This is a genomic window from Pseudomonas sp. NFACC42-2 (assembly GCF_900116055.1).
GTDB lineage: Bacteria > Pseudomonadota > Gammaproteobacteria > Pseudomonadales > Pseudomonadaceae > Aquipseudomonas > Aquipseudomonas marginalis.
Map to the genome: position 1 here is coordinate 85,990 of NZ_FOZO01000001.1, position 15,685 is coordinate 101,674.

General features: G+C 60.4%; 13 protein-coding genes. 9 read left to right on the forward strand and 4 right to left on the reverse strand.

Features of this window, described 5'->3' with window-relative positions; genetic code table 11:
- Window positions 1-78 precede the first annotated feature (78 nt).
- Window positions 79-300 carry a hypothetical protein gene (locus tag BM416_RS00375; protein WP_256577393.1) on the reverse strand — a complete coding sequence of 74 codons (222 nt, stop codon included), beginning with the start codon at window positions 298-300 and terminating at the stop codon, window positions 79-81.
- Between the two features lie 64 nt (window positions 301-364).
- The gene (locus BM416_RS00380) at window positions 365-1,279 is read right to left on the reverse strand and encodes a LysR family transcriptional regulator (RefSeq protein ID WP_027605763.1); all 915 of its coding nucleotides are present in this window, start codon (window positions 1,277-1,279) and stop codon (window positions 365-367) included.
- 268 nt (window positions 1,280-1,547) lie between these two features.
- On the opposite strand from BM416_RS00380, the gene BM416_RS00385 reads away from it, so the two are divergent.
- The 4 genes from BM416_RS00385 (at window position 1,548) to pgm (ending at window position 7,836) form a co-directional block, all read left to right on the forward strand.
- Complete coding sequence (locus BM416_RS00385; RefSeq protein WP_027605764.1) at window positions 1,548-2,570, forward strand: zinc-dependent alcohol dehydrogenase family protein; 1,023 nt, start codon at window positions 1,548-1,550, stop codon at window positions 2,568-2,570.
- Between the two features lie 703 nt (window positions 2,571-3,273).
- Window positions 3,274-4,692: a hypothetical protein gene (locus BM416_RS00390; protein ID WP_092484096.1), complete on the forward strand. Its 1,419-nt coding sequence runs from the start codon at window positions 3,274-3,276 to the stop codon at window positions 4,690-4,692.
- A complete protein-coding gene (locus tag BM416_RS00395; protein ID WP_092484099.1) occupies window positions 4,689-6,095 on the forward strand; it encodes an aminotransferase-like domain-containing protein in 1,407 nt (468 codons plus the stop codon). Before BM416_RS00390 ends, BM416_RS00395 begins: the two co-directional genes overlap by 4 nt.
- Before the next feature lie 97 nt (window positions 6,096-6,192).
- Entirely contained in the window at window positions 6,193-7,836 is a 1,644-nt protein-coding gene (pgm, locus tag BM416_RS00400; RefSeq protein WP_092484102.1) for a phosphoglucomutase (alpha-D-glucose-1,6-bisphosphate-dependent), read from the forward strand.
- A gap of 50 nt (window positions 7,837-7,886) precedes the next feature.
- Here pgm and BM416_RS00405 read toward each other — a convergent pair whose 3' ends face one another.
- Window positions 7,887-8,582, reverse strand: coding sequence for a pirin family protein (locus BM416_RS00405; protein ID WP_092484105.1), 696 nt, complete (start codon window positions 8,580-8,582; stop codon window positions 7,887-7,889).
- A gap of 218 nt (window positions 8,583-8,800) precedes the next feature.
- Between BM416_RS00405 and BM416_RS00410 the strand changes: the two genes are divergently transcribed.
- Complete coding sequence (locus BM416_RS00410) at window positions 8,801-11,248, forward strand: UvrD-helicase domain-containing protein (RefSeq protein ID WP_092484108.1); 2,448 nt, start codon at window positions 8,801-8,803, stop codon at window positions 11,246-11,248.
- Between the two features lie 81 nt (window positions 11,249-11,329).
- On the opposite strand, the gene BM416_RS00415 is transcribed toward BM416_RS00410, so the two are convergent.
- Window positions 11,330-11,602 carry a DUF1652 domain-containing protein gene (locus BM416_RS00415; RefSeq protein WP_027605770.1) on the reverse strand — a complete coding sequence of 91 codons (273 nt, stop codon included), beginning with the start codon at window positions 11,600-11,602 and terminating at the stop codon, window positions 11,330-11,332.
- 257 nt (window positions 11,603-11,859) lie between these two features.
- Here BM416_RS00415 and BM416_RS00420 point away from each other — a divergent pair, with 257 nt between their 5' ends.
- Genes BM416_RS00420 through BM416_RS00435 form a run of 4 tightly spaced genes read left to right on the forward strand, consistent with a single transcriptional unit; the run spans window position 11,860 to window position 15,633 of the window.
- Complete coding sequence (locus BM416_RS00420; protein ID WP_092484111.1) at window positions 11,860-12,669, forward strand: helix-turn-helix transcriptional regulator; 810 nt, start codon at window positions 11,860-11,862, stop codon at window positions 12,667-12,669.
- A gap of 48 nt (window positions 12,670-12,717) precedes the next feature.
- Window positions 12,718-14,124, forward strand: coding sequence for an NAD(P)/FAD-dependent oxidoreductase (locus tag BM416_RS00425; protein WP_092484114.1), 1,407 nt, complete (start codon window positions 12,718-12,720; stop codon window positions 14,122-14,124).
- A gap of 27 nt (window positions 14,125-14,151) precedes the next feature.
- Window positions 14,152-14,493, forward strand: coding sequence for a cupin domain-containing protein (locus BM416_RS00430; protein WP_092484117.1), 342 nt, complete (start codon window positions 14,152-14,154; stop codon window positions 14,491-14,493).
- 60 nt (window positions 14,494-14,553) lie between these two features.
- Window positions 14,554-15,633: a polyamine ABC transporter substrate-binding protein gene (locus BM416_RS00435; RefSeq protein WP_092484120.1), complete on the forward strand. Its 1,080-nt coding sequence runs from the start codon at window positions 14,554-14,556 to the stop codon at window positions 15,631-15,633.
- Window positions 15,634-15,685: the final 52 nt, after the last annotated feature.

Below are 15,685 nucleotides of genomic sequence, written 5' to 3' on the forward strand. Positions count from 1 at the left end.
AGGGGGCCTATCGACGAGTTTTGGCCCAAAGCGTATGTGGTCGCAGGCCGGAGGGGTTTTGGGCTGCTGCGCCAGGTATTAAATATCGAGTTCAAGGTGTCGATGCAGTTTATTGCCGATAGCAGGCAAGATAAGGTTACTCAGCGCACCACTAGACCCTGTAATGGATTTGGTCACCCGTTCGCCAGACTTAAATGCTAGCCATTGCTTGGCGACATACTCGAAGGTGCGCTCTTCATTGAGCAACTGTGCCTCGAAGTTGGCGGTCTTGGCCTTGAGCGGGGCGATGTGGTTGGCCACGTCGCAGCGTGCTTGTCGGGTTCGTAATGTTTTATATCCGTTTATAGAGCCTGGTAGAGTTTTTTTACAAACTCTCAGGGTCCCCAAAAAACATCTGTATCCGCGATCGCAACCACCGCTCCCCCGGATCATTGTCCTGCGACCCACGCCAAGCCATATGCAGCTCGAACGAGCGTACCGGCAACGGCGGTTCTTCCGCGCGCAAACCCCCTGCGGCGGTCAGTGCCTCGGCGGCATAGTCCGGCACAATGGCGACAATGTCCGTGCCTGCCAGCAATGTCCCCAGCCCGTTGAATTGCGGCACCGCCAGCACCACATGGCGCTTGCGGTCGAGTTTCTCCAGCTCTTCATCGATGAACCCGCTCAAGTCGCCGGCGAACGACACCAGGGCGTGGGGGCGGGCGCAGAAGTCGTCCAGGCTCAGGGAGCCCGGCACGCTGTCGGCGCGCAGCAGTTTCGGAAGGCTGCGGCGCAGTACTTTGCGCTTGGCGTTGGCCGGCAGGTCGGCGGTGTAGCTGACGCCGATGGAAATTTCGCCGGAGGCGAGCAGGCCGGGCATCAGGATGTAATTGACCCGTCGCACCACCAGTACAATGCCGGGCGCTTCGGCGCGCAGGCGTTTGAGCAGTTGGGGCAGCAGGGCGAATTCGACGTCGTCGGACAGGCCGATACGGAACACCGCGGTGCTGGTGGCCGGGTCGAACTCGGCGGCGCGGCTGACGGCGGTGGAAATCGAGTCCAGGGCCGGGGAGAGCAGGGCGAAGATTTCCACGGCCCGGGCCGAGGGTTCCATGCTGCGGCCGGTGCGTACGAACAGTGGGTCGTCGAACAGCCCACGCAAGCGTGATAACGCGGCGCTGATGGCTGGTTGGCCAAGGAACAATTTCTCGGCGGCGCGGGTCACACTGCGCTCATGCATCAAGGTTTCGAATACGATCAAGAGGTTAAGGTCGACACGACGCAGGTCGTTACGGTTCATCTTGTGTCCTGGAAGAGTCAGCTTTATTTGACGAGAACGGCGATATAAGAGCCCTGAAGGTCCATTCAGACGCGTGACCGGTATGAATCTTACGGGGAAAGGCTGGTACTCTGCACCGGCTAATTGAGTTTTCCTACGTTACTTGAGGTCTATTCCTCAGATGCGGAATCAATGACAGACATGTCGACTATTAACGGCGACCGGTGGCCTTAGCCGGAAAGCCCAGATAGAGTTCATGGCAATAGAGGTTACTTTGACGAGGTTTGCGATGTCCCGCACGATCCGTTTTCACAAGTTTGGTCCGGCCGAGGTGCTCAAGTGCGAAGAGCATGCAGCCGCGCAGCCCGCACCGGGCGAAGTGCAGGTCCGTGTCGAGGCGATTGGCATCAGCTGGTATGACATTTTGTGGCGCCAGAACCTGGCGTCTTCTCACGCACGCCTTCCATCCGGCCTTGGCCATGAGATGGCCGGGGTGGTCGTAGCCTTGGGCGAGGGCGTGGATGACTTGGCAGTGGGCGATAAAGTGGCCAGTTTTCCGGCCGAGAGCCCCAATGATTACCCGGTGTATGGCGAGCAGATCGTCCTGCCCCGTTCGGCCCTGACCCGCTATCCGGACGTCCTGAGCCCCATCGAAGCCAGCGTGCACTACACGCCGCTGCTGATTGCCTACTTTGCGTATGTGGACCTGGCACGGGTCAAGCCCGGGCAGTTTGCCCTGGTGACCGACGCCAGCCATTGCGCCGGCCCTTCGTTTGTGCAACTGGGCAAGGCCCTGGGTGTGCGGGTGATTGCCGCCACCAAGGACAGCGCTGAGCGCGAGTACCTGCTTTCTCTTGGCGCAGAAAAAGTCATTGTCACCGAGGAACAGGACCTGCTGATGCAAATCAACAAGTTCACCGACAACCGCGGTGTCGACGTGGTGTTCGATGGCTTGGGTGGCCCGCAGATGTCGCTGCTCGGTGATGTGCTGGCGCCCCGTGGCAGCCTGGTGCTGTATGGCTTGCAGGGTGGTAACCAGACACCGTTCCCGGCGTGCGCGGCGTTCCAGAAGAACATTCAGTTCTTCGTGCACTGTATCGGCAACTTCACCGGCAAGCCGGAGCTGGGCATCATCCAGGATCAGGTGGCGTTGCAGCGCGCGTTGCGTGATATCAACCAGCTGACCGCCGATCGTGTGCTCGTGCCCCTGAAAACCACGGTGTTTCCGTTCAATCAGTTTGTCGAAGCCCACCGTTATATGGACGAATGCCCGTGCCGCGAGCGGGTTGCGTTGCAGGTTGCGGCTGTTTGAGCTGTAGGAGTATTCGTAAATGAACGTTCCTACGCCTGAGTGAATGGGGCAAATGTGCCATTTGACAGGGCTTAACCTGCCTGCCCCGGAAGCTGCCGACCTGGCGCTTTAGCCCACAAATCCAGGCCTTTCTCCCCGACGCCGCCCTGAATCCCAGTGCGGCGTCGTTGCATGTGCGCCTTTTACGCGACATAGGTTGTACATCTGAACTGGTTTTCGGCCCGCTTCTGTATCTATTAATCATTATTCCAACACTGATAATTGCGCCTTCACTTTCATCTCAAGGATTGAGCAATGATTGAAACTATGACTCGGCTGCTGATAGTTACTCGAACTATCGACGCGCCCCACAGGTGTGCTCAGCAAGACAGGTACTTTCATAAAGCGTACCGGCCATGCAAATGGAAAAGTTGTTTAAGCTTGTTGTCGGACACTTCTTTAAAAGGCTGGTTAAAAACGCGTAGGACCTTGTCGGAAGACTCCTAGGGCTAACCTTGTAAAAGTTTTTCCCAATATTTTCATTAGGTTGTGCGCTTGTGCGGGTGAAAAATGCTCCCCGGCAATCCCTGTCGTTTTGTTGCGTGGTGCTAGTGTTTAATCATCGGCGCACACTACGGGGCGCGATTTTCCTACACGCAAAATAGGTCAAGCAAACACTGTCAGCAGTTGCTTGAAACTGATATTTCAACTCGGGTAGTAAACTATGAGCACTATTCACGAACAGGCTATGAATCATGTTTACCAGCAAGTTCTGCAACGTCTGATCGGGCACTTCAGTCGCGCGGGACGTACCGCTCTCCAGTTACTGGTCCAGCGAATCATTGTCGCGGCAGGCGGGATGGAACAGGTGGGGGACTTCAAGGTACTGGTGGCCCATGGTGGCGGTGAAGTCAGCAGCTATACCCTGGCGCTGCTCCGAGCGGCTCAACTGACCATTGCCGGTCGCGCGCCACGTACCTTTCAACTGAGGGTCGCGACGCTACGTCACGCGGGCATGACCGAGGGGCAGCTCGATACCCTGAATCGCGGCTACGGCCGGCTGTTTCTCCACGATGACCCGCGTGTCGAGTTGTTGATGGTGGAAAACCAGGAGGTACAACCCTTCAATCACCAGCGCCCGGCCTCAGCGATCGGGCGAAAGATCAGCCAGCGCAATATGTTGATGGTGGGCCATGTGAGTGCCGGGGACTGCCGCGCCACCCTGTGCAACGACACTTACCTGGCCGTCGGTGATTTTTACCAGCGTGTCACCACGTGCAATGGCGGCGTCCACGCGCTGGTCAGTGGTGACTCCCCGCGTAGGCAAAGTCGGTTTCTTGCCTGGCTCAAGAAAACCGCCCAGGGCGCAGGCGTCCGTGTTCCCAAGGGCCATCCGATGTCCCTCAACGCGTTGTTCGCACACATGGACGAGTGGAGCACCGGTTATTACCAGGATGTGTTCGGTGAGCATTACGTGGCCAGCGATAACCCCAGCACGGCGGGGCATCGTCACTTGGCCTACATCGGCATCGCCGACCTGCTGGAAGATGTCGACATCGCGTCGACCTCCCTGCTGACCGAGTTCATGGCCTACGCTCCCGATCCGCTGGGTTTTCACTTCAGCCATCCGGCCTATTCCAATCCGTTGCTGATGGCTCATCTACGTGGGTTGCAGGCCGAATGCCTGCGTGCGCTGGATTATGAGGAAGGCGTCGAAGGTTTTGTCCAGCAGGCCGCCGCGTACATGCGCCGTCTGCGCATGCCCGACGACTTGCTCATTCAGGCCGGGACCCGCGAAGGGCGCATGCTCTGGAGTACCTACGCCCAGGAGTTCTTCGGCTTGGATGAGACCCAGCTGACCTGCCTGCTGTTTTCACCCTTTGTTCATCACGGAGAGCGACTGGAAGGTTATCTGCGCCAATGTCACCCGGGCATGCTGGTGGCGTTGCCTGAGTTGCACAAAGTCCTCCAGGGCAACGGTTCCGCCGAAATGCTGCAGCAGTGGGTAACGGACACCAGCGGTTTGCCGATGCCCTTGTTGCAGCACCTGTACCGCAAACGGCCGCTGGCCAGAGAAAACGGCATGTGTCGCGCCGCTGCGGCCCAGGGCGCCGCGCAGGCCGTGCCATTGTTCGGGCGATGACCCTGCGTGGCGAGCGTCAGGCGGATTTCGCGTATCAGGCGGTCTATCGCTACATGATCAGTCTGATCAACGAGGTCAGTACCGACACCCGGGTAAAACTGCCGTCTTTACGGCAGTTGGCCGGACGCCTGAACGTGTCCATTTCGACGATCCAGTACGCCTATGCGCTGCTGGAGAAGGAGGGCAGGGTGTATTCGGTGGCCAAATCCGGCTATTACGCCTGGCCGATGTCGGCAAACCCGCTGGCCTGGGCCGGCGGGGACCTGCTTGATCGCCTCTACGCGGCGGCCCGGCGCCCCGGCATGCTGGTACTCAGTGGTGACGAGCCGGCATTGCTGGGCTCCCTGGATGAAACACTGCTGCGGCTCGAGCGGGAACTGGTGCGCCAGTACCCGTCGCATTTGCAGCCCTGGTCCCAGCCCTGCGGTGTATGGGAATTACGCGCAGCCCTGGCCGCGCGCTATACCTCGTCGCCTATGCGCTGCTGGCATGCCGACGACGTGTATATCGGCGCCGACCTGCGCGGCGTGCTGGACATCCTGATCGAAGTGCTGGGCCTGCGGGGCACCACCGTGATTGTCGAGTCGCCCTGCGACTGGCTGATCCTGCGCTTGTTGCAGGATGCCGGGGTGCGCATCATCGAGTTGCCCTGGACGCTGGAGGGGCGCCTGGATCGAACCGTGCTGGGGAAGCTGTTGCGCGATGAGCCGGTGCATCTGGTGTTGCTCTCGTCTTCCGTCAGCCTGCCCGGCGGGGTGGCCATGTCAATCGACGAGCGTCTCGACGTGGCACACCTGCTGGAGCAGTCCGGTTGCTGGTTGCTTGAAAACGACACCTTTGGCGAGCTGGGTTTTGAAGCCCCCCACACCGCATTGCGTGAACGGGTGAACCCTGAGCGGCTGATCGTGTTTTCTTCGTTCGAGAAAGTGCTCGGTTCGGAAGCCCCCTACGGCTACCTGCTGTGCCGGCGCATGAGCAATGAGTTGCAGCGTCAGTTCCTGCTGCGCTCATTCCGTTTATCGTCGATCCGTCAGCGCGCGATTGCCCGTTTGTACCAAAGCGGGCGGATTGACCAGCACCTGCGCACGCTGCGCCAACGCTTGAGCGAGCAGGCGGCGCACATGAGCCAGCGCCTGGAACAGCACTTGGGCGACCAGGTGACTTATCGGATGCCGGCCGCCGGTGCCGCGTTCTGGCTGGCCTCCACCCGGGCCGTAGACATGCGCCAGGCATTTCAGCGCCTGCTGGCACGGCAAGTGGTGATCGCCCCCGGTGAGCTGTTCAGTGTCAGTGGCTTGCACCACCAGCACCTGCGCGTGAGTCACACCTTCCACGGGCAACCCAATCTGGATATTGCCCTGGAAGCATTGAGCGACGCATTGCGCCAGGCGCAGACTGGGTGAAATTTCTCTTAACGATGTAGGATCGATACCGTCGCGCAGCAGTCCAACTCTCAGTAAACTGCCGTTTTTTCCGAATCCTTCTATCCGAGGTTTATGCATGACAATCAGTCCTTTTGCGGGCAAACCGGCGCCGGCCCAGTTGCTGGTGGATATCCCGCGACTGGTCACGGCCTATTACACCGGCCAGCCTGATGCAGCGATCTCCACTCAGCGCGTAGCCTTTGGTACCTCCGGGCACCGTGGCAGCTCGTTCGACCTGAGCTTCAACGAATGGCATGTGCTTGCCATCAGCCAGGCCATCTGCCTGTATCGCGAAGCCCAAGGCATCGACGGCCCGCTGTTCGTCGGCCTGGACACCCACGCGCTGTCGACCCCGGCCGGTGCCAGCGCACTCGAAGTGCTGGCCGCCAATGGCGTGCACGTGATGCTGGCCGAAGGCGATGAATACACGCCAACCCCGGCAATTTCCCACGCCATCATCTGCTACAACCGTGGCCGTACCAGCGGCCTGGCCGACGGCATCGTTATCACGCCGTCCCACAATCCGCCGCAAAGCGGTGGCTACAAGTACAACCCGCCCAATGGCGGCCCGGCCGATACCCACGTCACCAAGTGGATCGAAGCCAAGGCCAACGAGCTGCTGGCCAATAAACTGGCCGGGGTCAAGCGCATCACCCATGCGCAGGCGCTCAAGGCCGACACCACCCATCGCCATGACTACCTCAACAGCTACGTGGCCGACCTGATCAACGTGATCGACATGGACGCCATCCGCAGTGCCGGCCTTCGCCTGGGCGTGGACCCGCTGGGCGGAGCAGGGGTGCGCTACTGGTCGGCGATTGCCGAGCACTATCGACTGAACCTGGAGGTGGTGAACACTGAAGTCGACGCCACGTTCCGCTTCATGAGCGTCGACTGGGACGGCCAGATCCGCATGGACCCGTCCTCCAGCTACGCCATGCAAGGCCTGATCGGTCTCAAGGAGCGCTTTGACGTAGCGTTCGCCTGCGACCCGGACCATGATCGCCATGGCATCGTGACCCCGTCCGGCGGCCTGTTGGCGCCGAACAACTACCTGGCGGTGTCCATCGACTACCTGTTCCAGAACCGTCCCGACTGGCGCGCCGATGCGGCCGTGGGCAAGACCGTGGTCAGCAGCGGCCTGATCGATCGCGTGGCCGCGCGCATGGGGCGGCGCCTGTATGAAGTGCCGGTGGGCTTCAAGTGGTTTGCCGATGGCCTGTTCGAGGGTTCATTGGGCTTTGGCGGCGAAGAAAGCGCCGGGGCGTCGTTCCTGCGCAAGGATGGCACGGTGTGGAGCACCGACAAGGACGGCCTGATCCCGGCCTTGCTGGCGGCGGAAATGACCTCGCGCAAAGGCCAGGACCCGAGCCAGATCTACCGTGGCCTCACCGATGCCTTGGGCGAGCCGTTCGCCATTCGTGTCGACGCCAAGGCCACGCCGGCGCAGAAAGCCTTGTTGGGCAAGCTGTCGCCTGAGCAAGTGACCTCCACGCAACTGGCCGGGGAAAGCATCCAGCAGATCCTCAGCCACGCGCCGGGCAACAACCAGGCGATTGGCGGCCTGAAAGTGATGACCGAAAACGGCTGGTTCGCCGCACGGCCATCGGGCACCGAGGACATCTACAAGATCTACGCCGAGAGCTTTATTGGTGAAGATCACCTCAAGCAGCTGGTGCAAGAGGCGCAGGTGCTGGTAGACGGAGCCATCTCCCAGTAACGCCGCAAAACCACTGTGGGAGGAGGGTTTCCTTCCTCCCACAGGGTTGATCAGGCCAGGTCGACCAACACGATCTCGCTGTCTTCAATCGCGGTCACTCGTAACACCTGCTCATCCTCAACCGCTACACCGTCTCGAGCCTGCGCACGCAAGCCGTTGACTTCAATCACGCCGGTCGCCGGCACCAGGTAAGCTCGGCGCCCGCTGTCCAAGCGGTATTCCGCGCTTTCCCCGGCTTTCAGGTTCGCCGCTACCAGGCGTGCATCCGCGCGGATACGCAGGCTCTCGCTGTCACCGGCCTTGCCACTGGCCAGGGTCACGAACCCTTCGCGATCGCCTTTCGGAAACGGCTTGGCGCCCCAGGAGGGTGGCAGGCCGGCCTCGTTAGGGATAATCCATATCTGGAAAATCTTGGTCGGCGTCGCTTCCAGGTTGTACTCGCTGTGGGCGATCCCCGTGCCTGCGCTCATCACCTGCACATCGCCGGCTTCGGTGCGGCCCTGATTGCCCAGGTTGTCGGCGTGGCTGATGGCGCCTTCACGGACATAGGTAATGATCTCCATGTCGCGATGGGCGTGCTGCGGGAAGCCGGTGCCGGGGGCGATGATGTCGTCGTTCCAGACCCGCAGGTTGCCCCAGTGCATGCGCTTGGGGTCGTGGTATTCGGCAAATGAAAAATGGTGATGGGCGTCAAGCCAGCCGTGGTGGGCGCCGCCCAGGGCGTTGAAAGGTCGAAGTTCAAGCATGATCGTCTCCTGTTGATGGCGCTATGATCCGTGAGCTCATGATCGATAAAAAGCGTAAAAAATGCCTGATTCCTATCAGCAAATTCGATGGTTAAAGAGTGTTTTGACTTTCACTTCATCGCCTAACTGCATGACGATAAAGCAATTGGCTGGAACTGAGCGCCGATTCCGGCGACCATGGTGCCCTTGTCAAAACCCAGCTCATCGCAGGAGTCCGCGTGCCGCAACACAAGCCTGATCTGCCCCCCGAACTGCGCCCACTGGCGGAAATGCCGCTGCTCAAACGCCTTGCCGCACGCCTGTTTGGCCATGGCCTGACGCGTTTGCGCGCACAGCACCGGTTTTCCTGGTTGCACGGGCAGGCCGATGGTTTTCGCAGTGGCCACGAGGCCGGCGTGGAGTATGGCTATCGCGAGGGCAAGGCCGATGGCCTCGAGGAGGGCCGACAAGTCCTGTTGATCCGCGACTTCCGTCCCGATGAGCACCGCGCGCCCGGCGTCGATGACAGCCTGTTCGACGATTGGCGGCTGCCCTTGACCGCCGACGTGAAGAAACGCATCAAGGCTGATGTGGCCCGCTTGTTACCGGCCCATGCCCAGCCGAGCGCGGCGCAATGGAAGATGATCTTCAGCGATACGCCGTCAACCTCGGTGATCGCCGGTGCCGGCGCGGGTAAATCCACCTCGCTGGTGCTGCGTATTTTGCTGCTCACCCATTACCTGGGCTTCGAATTGAGCTCGATGACCGTGGTGACCTTCACCCGCGAGTCGCGCAAAGACTTCATCGACAAGCTCATGGACATTCTCACCCTGTGGGGCCAACCCATTGGCATGAAAGAAGCCCAGGCGGTGGTGCGCACCTTTCACTCGCGCATCCTGCCGATGGTCCGCAGCCTGCCGGGTTTTGAACGGCTGCAGGCGTTTGAAAACCTCAGTGCCGGTTTCGAAGACGCTGACAGCAACCCGTTCGACCTGCGCATCAGCGACGCCCAGCGCCAGCAGATGAATGCGTGCTACCACCAGTTGCAGGGGCGACATGCACGGTTTCGTGAACTGATTGCGCCACTGGCGCGCCACGGCCTGCAACTGCGTGAACTGGAGCGCGATCATCCGGATGTACAGAAGCGCATAGCGGTGACCGAACTGGCGGCCAAGCGCGATGAAGAACTCTGCGATGTGATCGAGGACCTGTGGTTTCGTGCCGGCGCCTGGCCGATCAAGGGGATTGAGCCCAGTCGCCAGCGCTTCGAAATCAATGGCGCGCAGTTCCATTGCCACGGCTATATCCCGGCGCTGGATGCGTGGGTAGTGCTGGGCTTTGACGCCAGTGAAAACCCCCAGGCCAGCCGGCCGAACTCGAAGCTGTCGGTCCGTGCAGAGTGGGCGGTTAAGCGCACCTTGTTTCAAGCTTTCTGTCGTAAGCCATTGATATGGCTGGATAGCTATGATTCGTCAAAGCGTCTTTTAAGCAGCCTCGCCGAGGATGCCAGCGCAGGTCCCGGCTTTGATTACAAGGTCAAGGGCGAGCTGGCGTCGGCACCGCTGCTGGACAGTTTCGTGATGGCCGCCGGTTTTATCGAGAACCTGGGGCTGGACGTGCCGACCGCCGTCGGCCAGATGAGCTTCGCCAAGGACGACCCGGACCGGTTCTTCTTTGAAGCCCTGAGCATTTTCTGGAAGGCCCTGGAAGACCACCTGCTGGATCAGTCGCCGCCGATCATGACCTATAACCGCATGTTCTCGCTGTTCGGCGAGAACACCCCGGAAAACCTCAAGCTCCTCAGCGATCCGCTGCTGCGGCCGATGTCGCACCTGATGATCGACGAATTCCAGGACGTATCGCCCCAGATCGTCTCGTGGATACGCGCCAGCCTGCGGGAAATCCGCAGTCGTGGGCCCGCGATGCATGTGGGCCGTGGCGCGCAACGTTCGTCCTTGCTGTGCGTGGGTGATGACTGGCAGTCGATCTACGGCTGGCGCGGCAGTTCGCCCAAGTACTTCATGGAATTCAACCAGCAATTCCCATCGCCGAGCACTACCCGCGTCATGCTCGGCGAGAACTACCGCAGCCATCAGCACATCATCGACGCCGCCGAACATATCGTGCGCGCCGCACCGGCCATCCCGGGAAAAAAGGCCAAGGCCAGCGGCACGCCAAAAGCCTTGGTGCCGGTCACGGTACTGGAACGGGACGATGCGGCGTTGGGGCGGCAACTGCTGGAGCATTATCAACGGGGTGATTCGATATTAATGCTGTATCGAAGAAGTAGCGATAAGTTACTGATTCAAGAGCATATTCAGTCGATTGTTAATGTTGATTCTAGCTTGCCCGCAGCGACGCGCAGGTTGAAGCAGCTGACGTACCACAGCGCCAAGGGCCTGCAGGCGGATGCGGTGTTCCTGCTCGGTGATTGCCAGCATGTGACCAGCTCGCCCTACAAGAACCAGGTCTACCGCATGGCGGGCCTGGGCAAGGACGGGGACAGCGAACCCTACGACACTGCGCAAAAGGACGAAGTGCTGCGCCTGGCCTACGTCGGGATTACCCGGGCCGTGAGCCATTGCTACTGGTATGTGGAAAAAACCGAGGGCCAGGCGGTGAATGTGCCCAAGGCCTCTGACCGGGTCGACGGCAGGAAAGCGTTTTTCGACGATCAGCGCCATTAGTAGGGGACAAAGGCGATTCCAATGTGGGAGGGGGCTTGCTCCCTCCCACAGTTGAGCTTCTTTCTGTTGGCTGGGCCGGGATCAGGCCCTCAGCGACAACGGCGGCACAAACGACTCCAACTCATCCTCCACCGCCTCGATAATCCGTTCCACGTCGGCAGCATTCATCACGGTGGCGCAGGGGATGCCGGCGATGGCAATCAGCGTCTCGCCGCTGGCCCGATCGAACAGGCGGGCGACCATACTGCCGGGCGCATCCATGCTGCCCTCGAAGCCCATCGGATGAAAATGCCAGCGCATCAGCTGGCAGGCATTGGGGAATGTCACTTTGTTCATGTTGCCCACCTTGTTCATTGAGCGCTTCCTTTAGCTCGCGGCAGGGGGCCAGGACCGTCACTGGTCGTGGCGTCGTAGGAGCTAAAAATAGCATTCGTTCGCAAGTACAAGGTGACTTTTTCTGCCCCGTTCGGCGGTTGTCAGCCATTCGCTTGATGTGGGTCATCTCTTACCAATGACTGGGCACAATGCCACTAATGCGAAGTTCCAATTGGCCATTGTCGGCACTGGCAAAATTCGGCAATCTCCGAGGTTTACCCGCCTCAGAGCCTTCCATGCCCGACATCGCGCCAGACGATGATTGCCATAACACCCACGCCACGCGTGAGCTGGTGCTGCGCCACCACCTGTGCTGGCGTCATCGCGACCTTGAGGGCGTGATGTCCTACTACCACCCGGACATCCAGTACCACGACTTTTTCCAGAATCGTGTGGTCGGTTACGCCGAACTGCGTGAGTACCTGCAAGCCAGCATGCCCCGCGAAGCCGACGAGGCCATTGAACATACCGACCGCATCCGCGCCGATGGCGACACGGCATTCATCCAGTACCGCATCACCTTGCGCGGCGGTCAGGGACTGGTGTCATTCCGTACCAGCGAAGCCATCACCGTCCGCGATGGGTTGATCTGGCGCGTCAACGAGTACGCGTCATTGGTGCATGAACAACCCTCCCAGGCCCAGCGCCCCAGCGTCAGCCGCCTGGGCCTGTCCCCCCAGCAATTGGGGCATATGGCCAATGACTTGCAGCAGTACTTCGAGCGCAGGCAGCCTTATCTGGACCCGGAACTGGACCTGCAGCGCGTCGCCAAGGAGTGTGGCTACAGCCGCAATCAGATTTCCTACCTGCTCAACCAGGTGCTGGGGCAAAGTTTCTACCGCTACGTCAACCAGGCTCGGCTCCAGCACCTGCTGGCCGCACTGGATACCGCGCAACCACCGATCAAGGTCGACGACCTGGCCTTCGCCGCCGGTTTCAATTCGTTGTCGGCGTTCTACAGCGCCTTCCGCCAGCATACCGGCCAGTCGCCCAAGGCCTACGTCAAACAAATTTCCCTGCGTGCACGCGCGCAAGACAGCGAATAACCCGCAGTTCTAGGATCCCCCCATCGAAACGTGGTTGGGGAACTTGGCATGCCGGCATGGCGCACTATCAGTTTATGGATGGACCAACTGGACGACCCGCTGTCGGCGCGGCCGGCCCTTGAGCATGACCTGGACGTCGATGTGGCCATTATCGGTGCCGGCTACACCGGGCTGTGGACCGCCTACTACCTGAAACGCCAGGCGCCTGAGCTGAAGATCGCGATTATCGAGGCGCAAACCGCTGGCTTCGGCGCCTCGGGTCGCAACGGCGGCTGGCTGATGGGCAATCTGCTGGGCGAAGACCGCCTGCTGGCCGGCCTTGCGCCTGAACAGCGCCGCGCCTCTTTCGACCTGCTGCATGGCATTCCCGACGAAGTGGCCCAGGTGCTGGCCCGTGAAGGCATCGACTGCGATTACCGCAAGGGCGGCGCGCTGTACTGCGCCGCGCGCTATCCCGAACAGGAAGGCAGCCTGCGCGCTTATCTGGACAAACTCTACGCCCAAGGCCTGACCGAAGCCGACTACCGCTGGCTGAGCCCTCGACAGTTGGCTGAGCAGATCCGCATCGCCAAGCCCTATGGCGGTATCCATGCCCCCCATGTCGCCACGATCAACCCGGCCAAGCTGGTGCGCGGCCTTGCGCGGGTGGTGGAGAACATGGGCGTGACGATTTATGAAAACAGCCCGGTTGCCCATTGGCAGTCCGGCACTGTGCGCACCGCCAAGGCCCGTGTGCGGGCTGCCTGGGTGGTGCCGGCTGTCGAAGGTTATGCGAATACCTTGCCGCCCCTCGGCCGATACCAGTTGCCGGTGCAAAGCCTGATCGTTGCCACCGAACCGCTGCCCGCCGGTACCTGGGATGAAATCGGCCTGAGCCGTGGACAGGCCTTTGGCGAAAATAGCCGCCAGGTCACCTATGGCCAGCGTACGGCGGATAACCGCCTGGTGTTCGGCGCCCGCGGCGGTTACCAGTTCGCCGGCAAATTGCGCCACAACTTTGATTTGACTGACAGCGAAGTGGCACTGCGGCGCTACCTGTTCGGCGAACTCTTCCCACAGCTGAAAAAGGTGCGGATTACCCATTCCTGGGGCGGCAACCTCGGCATGTCGCGCCGTTTCCGCCCGCACATGCTCTGCGATCACAAGACCGGCATCGCCCTGGCCGGTGGTTACGGCGGGGAGGGCGTCGGCGCCACCAACCTGGGTGGCCGCACCCTGGCCGACCTGATCCTCGGTCGCGACACACCGCTTATCCACCAACCCTGGGTGATCCGTGAGCGTGGCCTGCACGCGCTCAAGGCCTGGGAGCCGGAGCCATGCCGCTGGCTTGGCTACAACGCGATCATTCGCAGTTTTGTCCATGAAGACCAGGTGCTGGCCAACCCCAACACCGCGCCTTGGCGCCGCAAGCTGGCGATCGGCATAGCCGGGTTCATGGAAGGTTTCATGCATTGAGCCGTTTCACCTACACGAGAAAACCCCATGAGCATCACTCAATTCAAAGACACGCTGCATGCCCACCTGCCGGACTCATCACCGGTGGCCGTGCCCCTGGGCGAGCCGATCGCCGTGGCCTCGACCTTGAGCGTTGAACGCAGCGACGGCGTCGAGACCGGTATCTGGGAATGCACCCCGGGCCGCTGGCGTCGGCAGATCAAATCCCAGGAGTTCTGCCACTTTATCCAGGGGCGCTGCACCTTCACCCCTGACAACGGTGAAATCGTTCACATACAAGCCGGTGACGCACTGATGTTGCCGGCCAACAGCACCGGTATCTGGGACATCCAGGCAACCGTGCGCAAAACCTACGTACTGATTTTGTAACGCTTTGATCCTTGATCGCCTGCCATAAAAACAGCCCTAAAATCGCCAGGAAATCGAACCATGAAAGCCATTGCCCTGTTGCCCTTGATGTGGGTGGCCGCTATCAGCCAGGCCGCTGAGACGGTGAAGATCTACAACTGGTCCAGCTATATCGCGCCGGACACCACGAAGAATTTCCAGAAACAAACCGGCATCGGTTTCAGCTACGACGTGTATGACAGCAACGAAACCCTCGACGGCAAGCTGATGACGGGTAACTCCGGCTACGACGTGGTGTTTCCGTCCAACCACTTCATGGCACGGCAGATCCAGGGCGGCGCCCTGAAGAAGCTCGACAAGAGTCAGTTGCCCAACTGGAAAAACCTCAACCCCGTACTGCTCAAGGCCCTGGAAAACAACGACCCGGGTAATGCCCATGGCTTCCCGTACCTGTGGGGCAGTACCGGCATCGGTTACAACATCGACAAGGTCAAGGCGGTACTGGGGGAAAACGCACCGGTGGATTCCTGGGACCTGATCTTCAAGCCCGAGTACATGGAGAAGCTCAGCAAGTGCGGGGTGGCGATCCTCGATAACGGCCCGGAATTGCTGCCTATCGCCCTTAACTACCTGGGGCTGCCGCCCCATAGTAAAAACCCCGAGGACTACAAAAAGGCCGAGGCGCTGCTGATGAAAGTGCGGCCGTATGTGGCGTACTTCCACTCCTCGAAATACACCGGCGACCTGGCCAATGGCGACATCTGCGTGGCGGTCGGTTTCTCCGGCGACGTACTGCAAGCCGAAAGCCGCGCCAAGGAGGCCAAGAATGGGGTGAAGATCGGCTATGAGATTCCCAAGGAAGGCGCCGCAATCTGGTTCGACATGGTCGCCATGCCCGCCGATGCCCCCGATGAAAAGGCCGGCTACGCGTTCATGAACTACCTGCTGGAGCCCCAGGTGATGGCGGACATCACCAACTCCGTGCACTACGCCAATGGCAACCGTGCAGCGGATAGCCTGGTAGACCCTGAGATCAAGGCCGACACCAAGATCTACCCCAGCGACGAAATGATGGGCAAGTTATTCGCGCTGGAAGCGATGCCGCTGAACATCGACCGGATTCGCACGCGGGTGTGGAACACCATTCGAATGGGCCGCTGACGAGTAATATCTCGTCGCCTTTTGGGTTCGCTGTTTAGCTGTTTTTTTCTGT

Coding starts and splice junctions, on each gene's coding strand:
- BM416_RS00405 (WP_092484105.1), bottom strand. CDS start 8,582: ATGCTTGAACTTCGACCTTTCAACGCCCTGGGCGGCGCCCACCACGGC.
- BM416_RS00435 (WP_092484120.1), top strand. CDS start 14,554: ATGAAAGCCATTGCCCTGTTGCCCTTGATGTGGGTGGCCGCTATCAGC.
- BM416_RS00395 (WP_092484099.1), top strand. CDS start 4,689: ATGACCCTGCGTGGCGAGCGTCAGGCGGATTTCGCGTATCAGGCGGTC.
- BM416_RS00385 (WP_027605764.1), top strand. CDS start 1,548: ATGTCCCGCACGATCCGTTTTCACAAGTTTGGTCCGGCCGAGGTGCTC.
- BM416_RS00390 (WP_092484096.1), top strand. CDS start 3,274: ATGAGCACTATTCACGAACAGGCTATGAATCATGTTTACCAGCAAGTT.
- BM416_RS00420 (WP_092484111.1), top strand. CDS start 11,860: ATGCCCGACATCGCGCCAGACGATGATTGCCATAACACCCACGCCACG.
- pgm (WP_092484102.1), top strand. CDS start 6,193: ATGACAATCAGTCCTTTTGCGGGCAAACCGGCGCCGGCCCAGTTGCTG.
- BM416_RS00430 (WP_092484117.1), top strand. CDS start 14,152: ATGAGCATCACTCAATTCAAAGACACGCTGCATGCCCACCTGCCGGAC.
- BM416_RS00425 (WP_092484114.1), top strand. CDS start 12,718: ATGCCGGCATGGCGCACTATCAGTTTATGGATGGACCAACTGGACGAC.
- BM416_RS00415 (WP_027605770.1), bottom strand. CDS start 11,602: ATGAACAAGGTGGGCAACATGAACAAAGTGACATTCCCCAATGCCTGC.
- BM416_RS00380 (WP_027605763.1), bottom strand. CDS start 1,279: ATGAACCGTAACGACCTGCGTCGTGTCGACCTTAACCTCTTGATCGTA.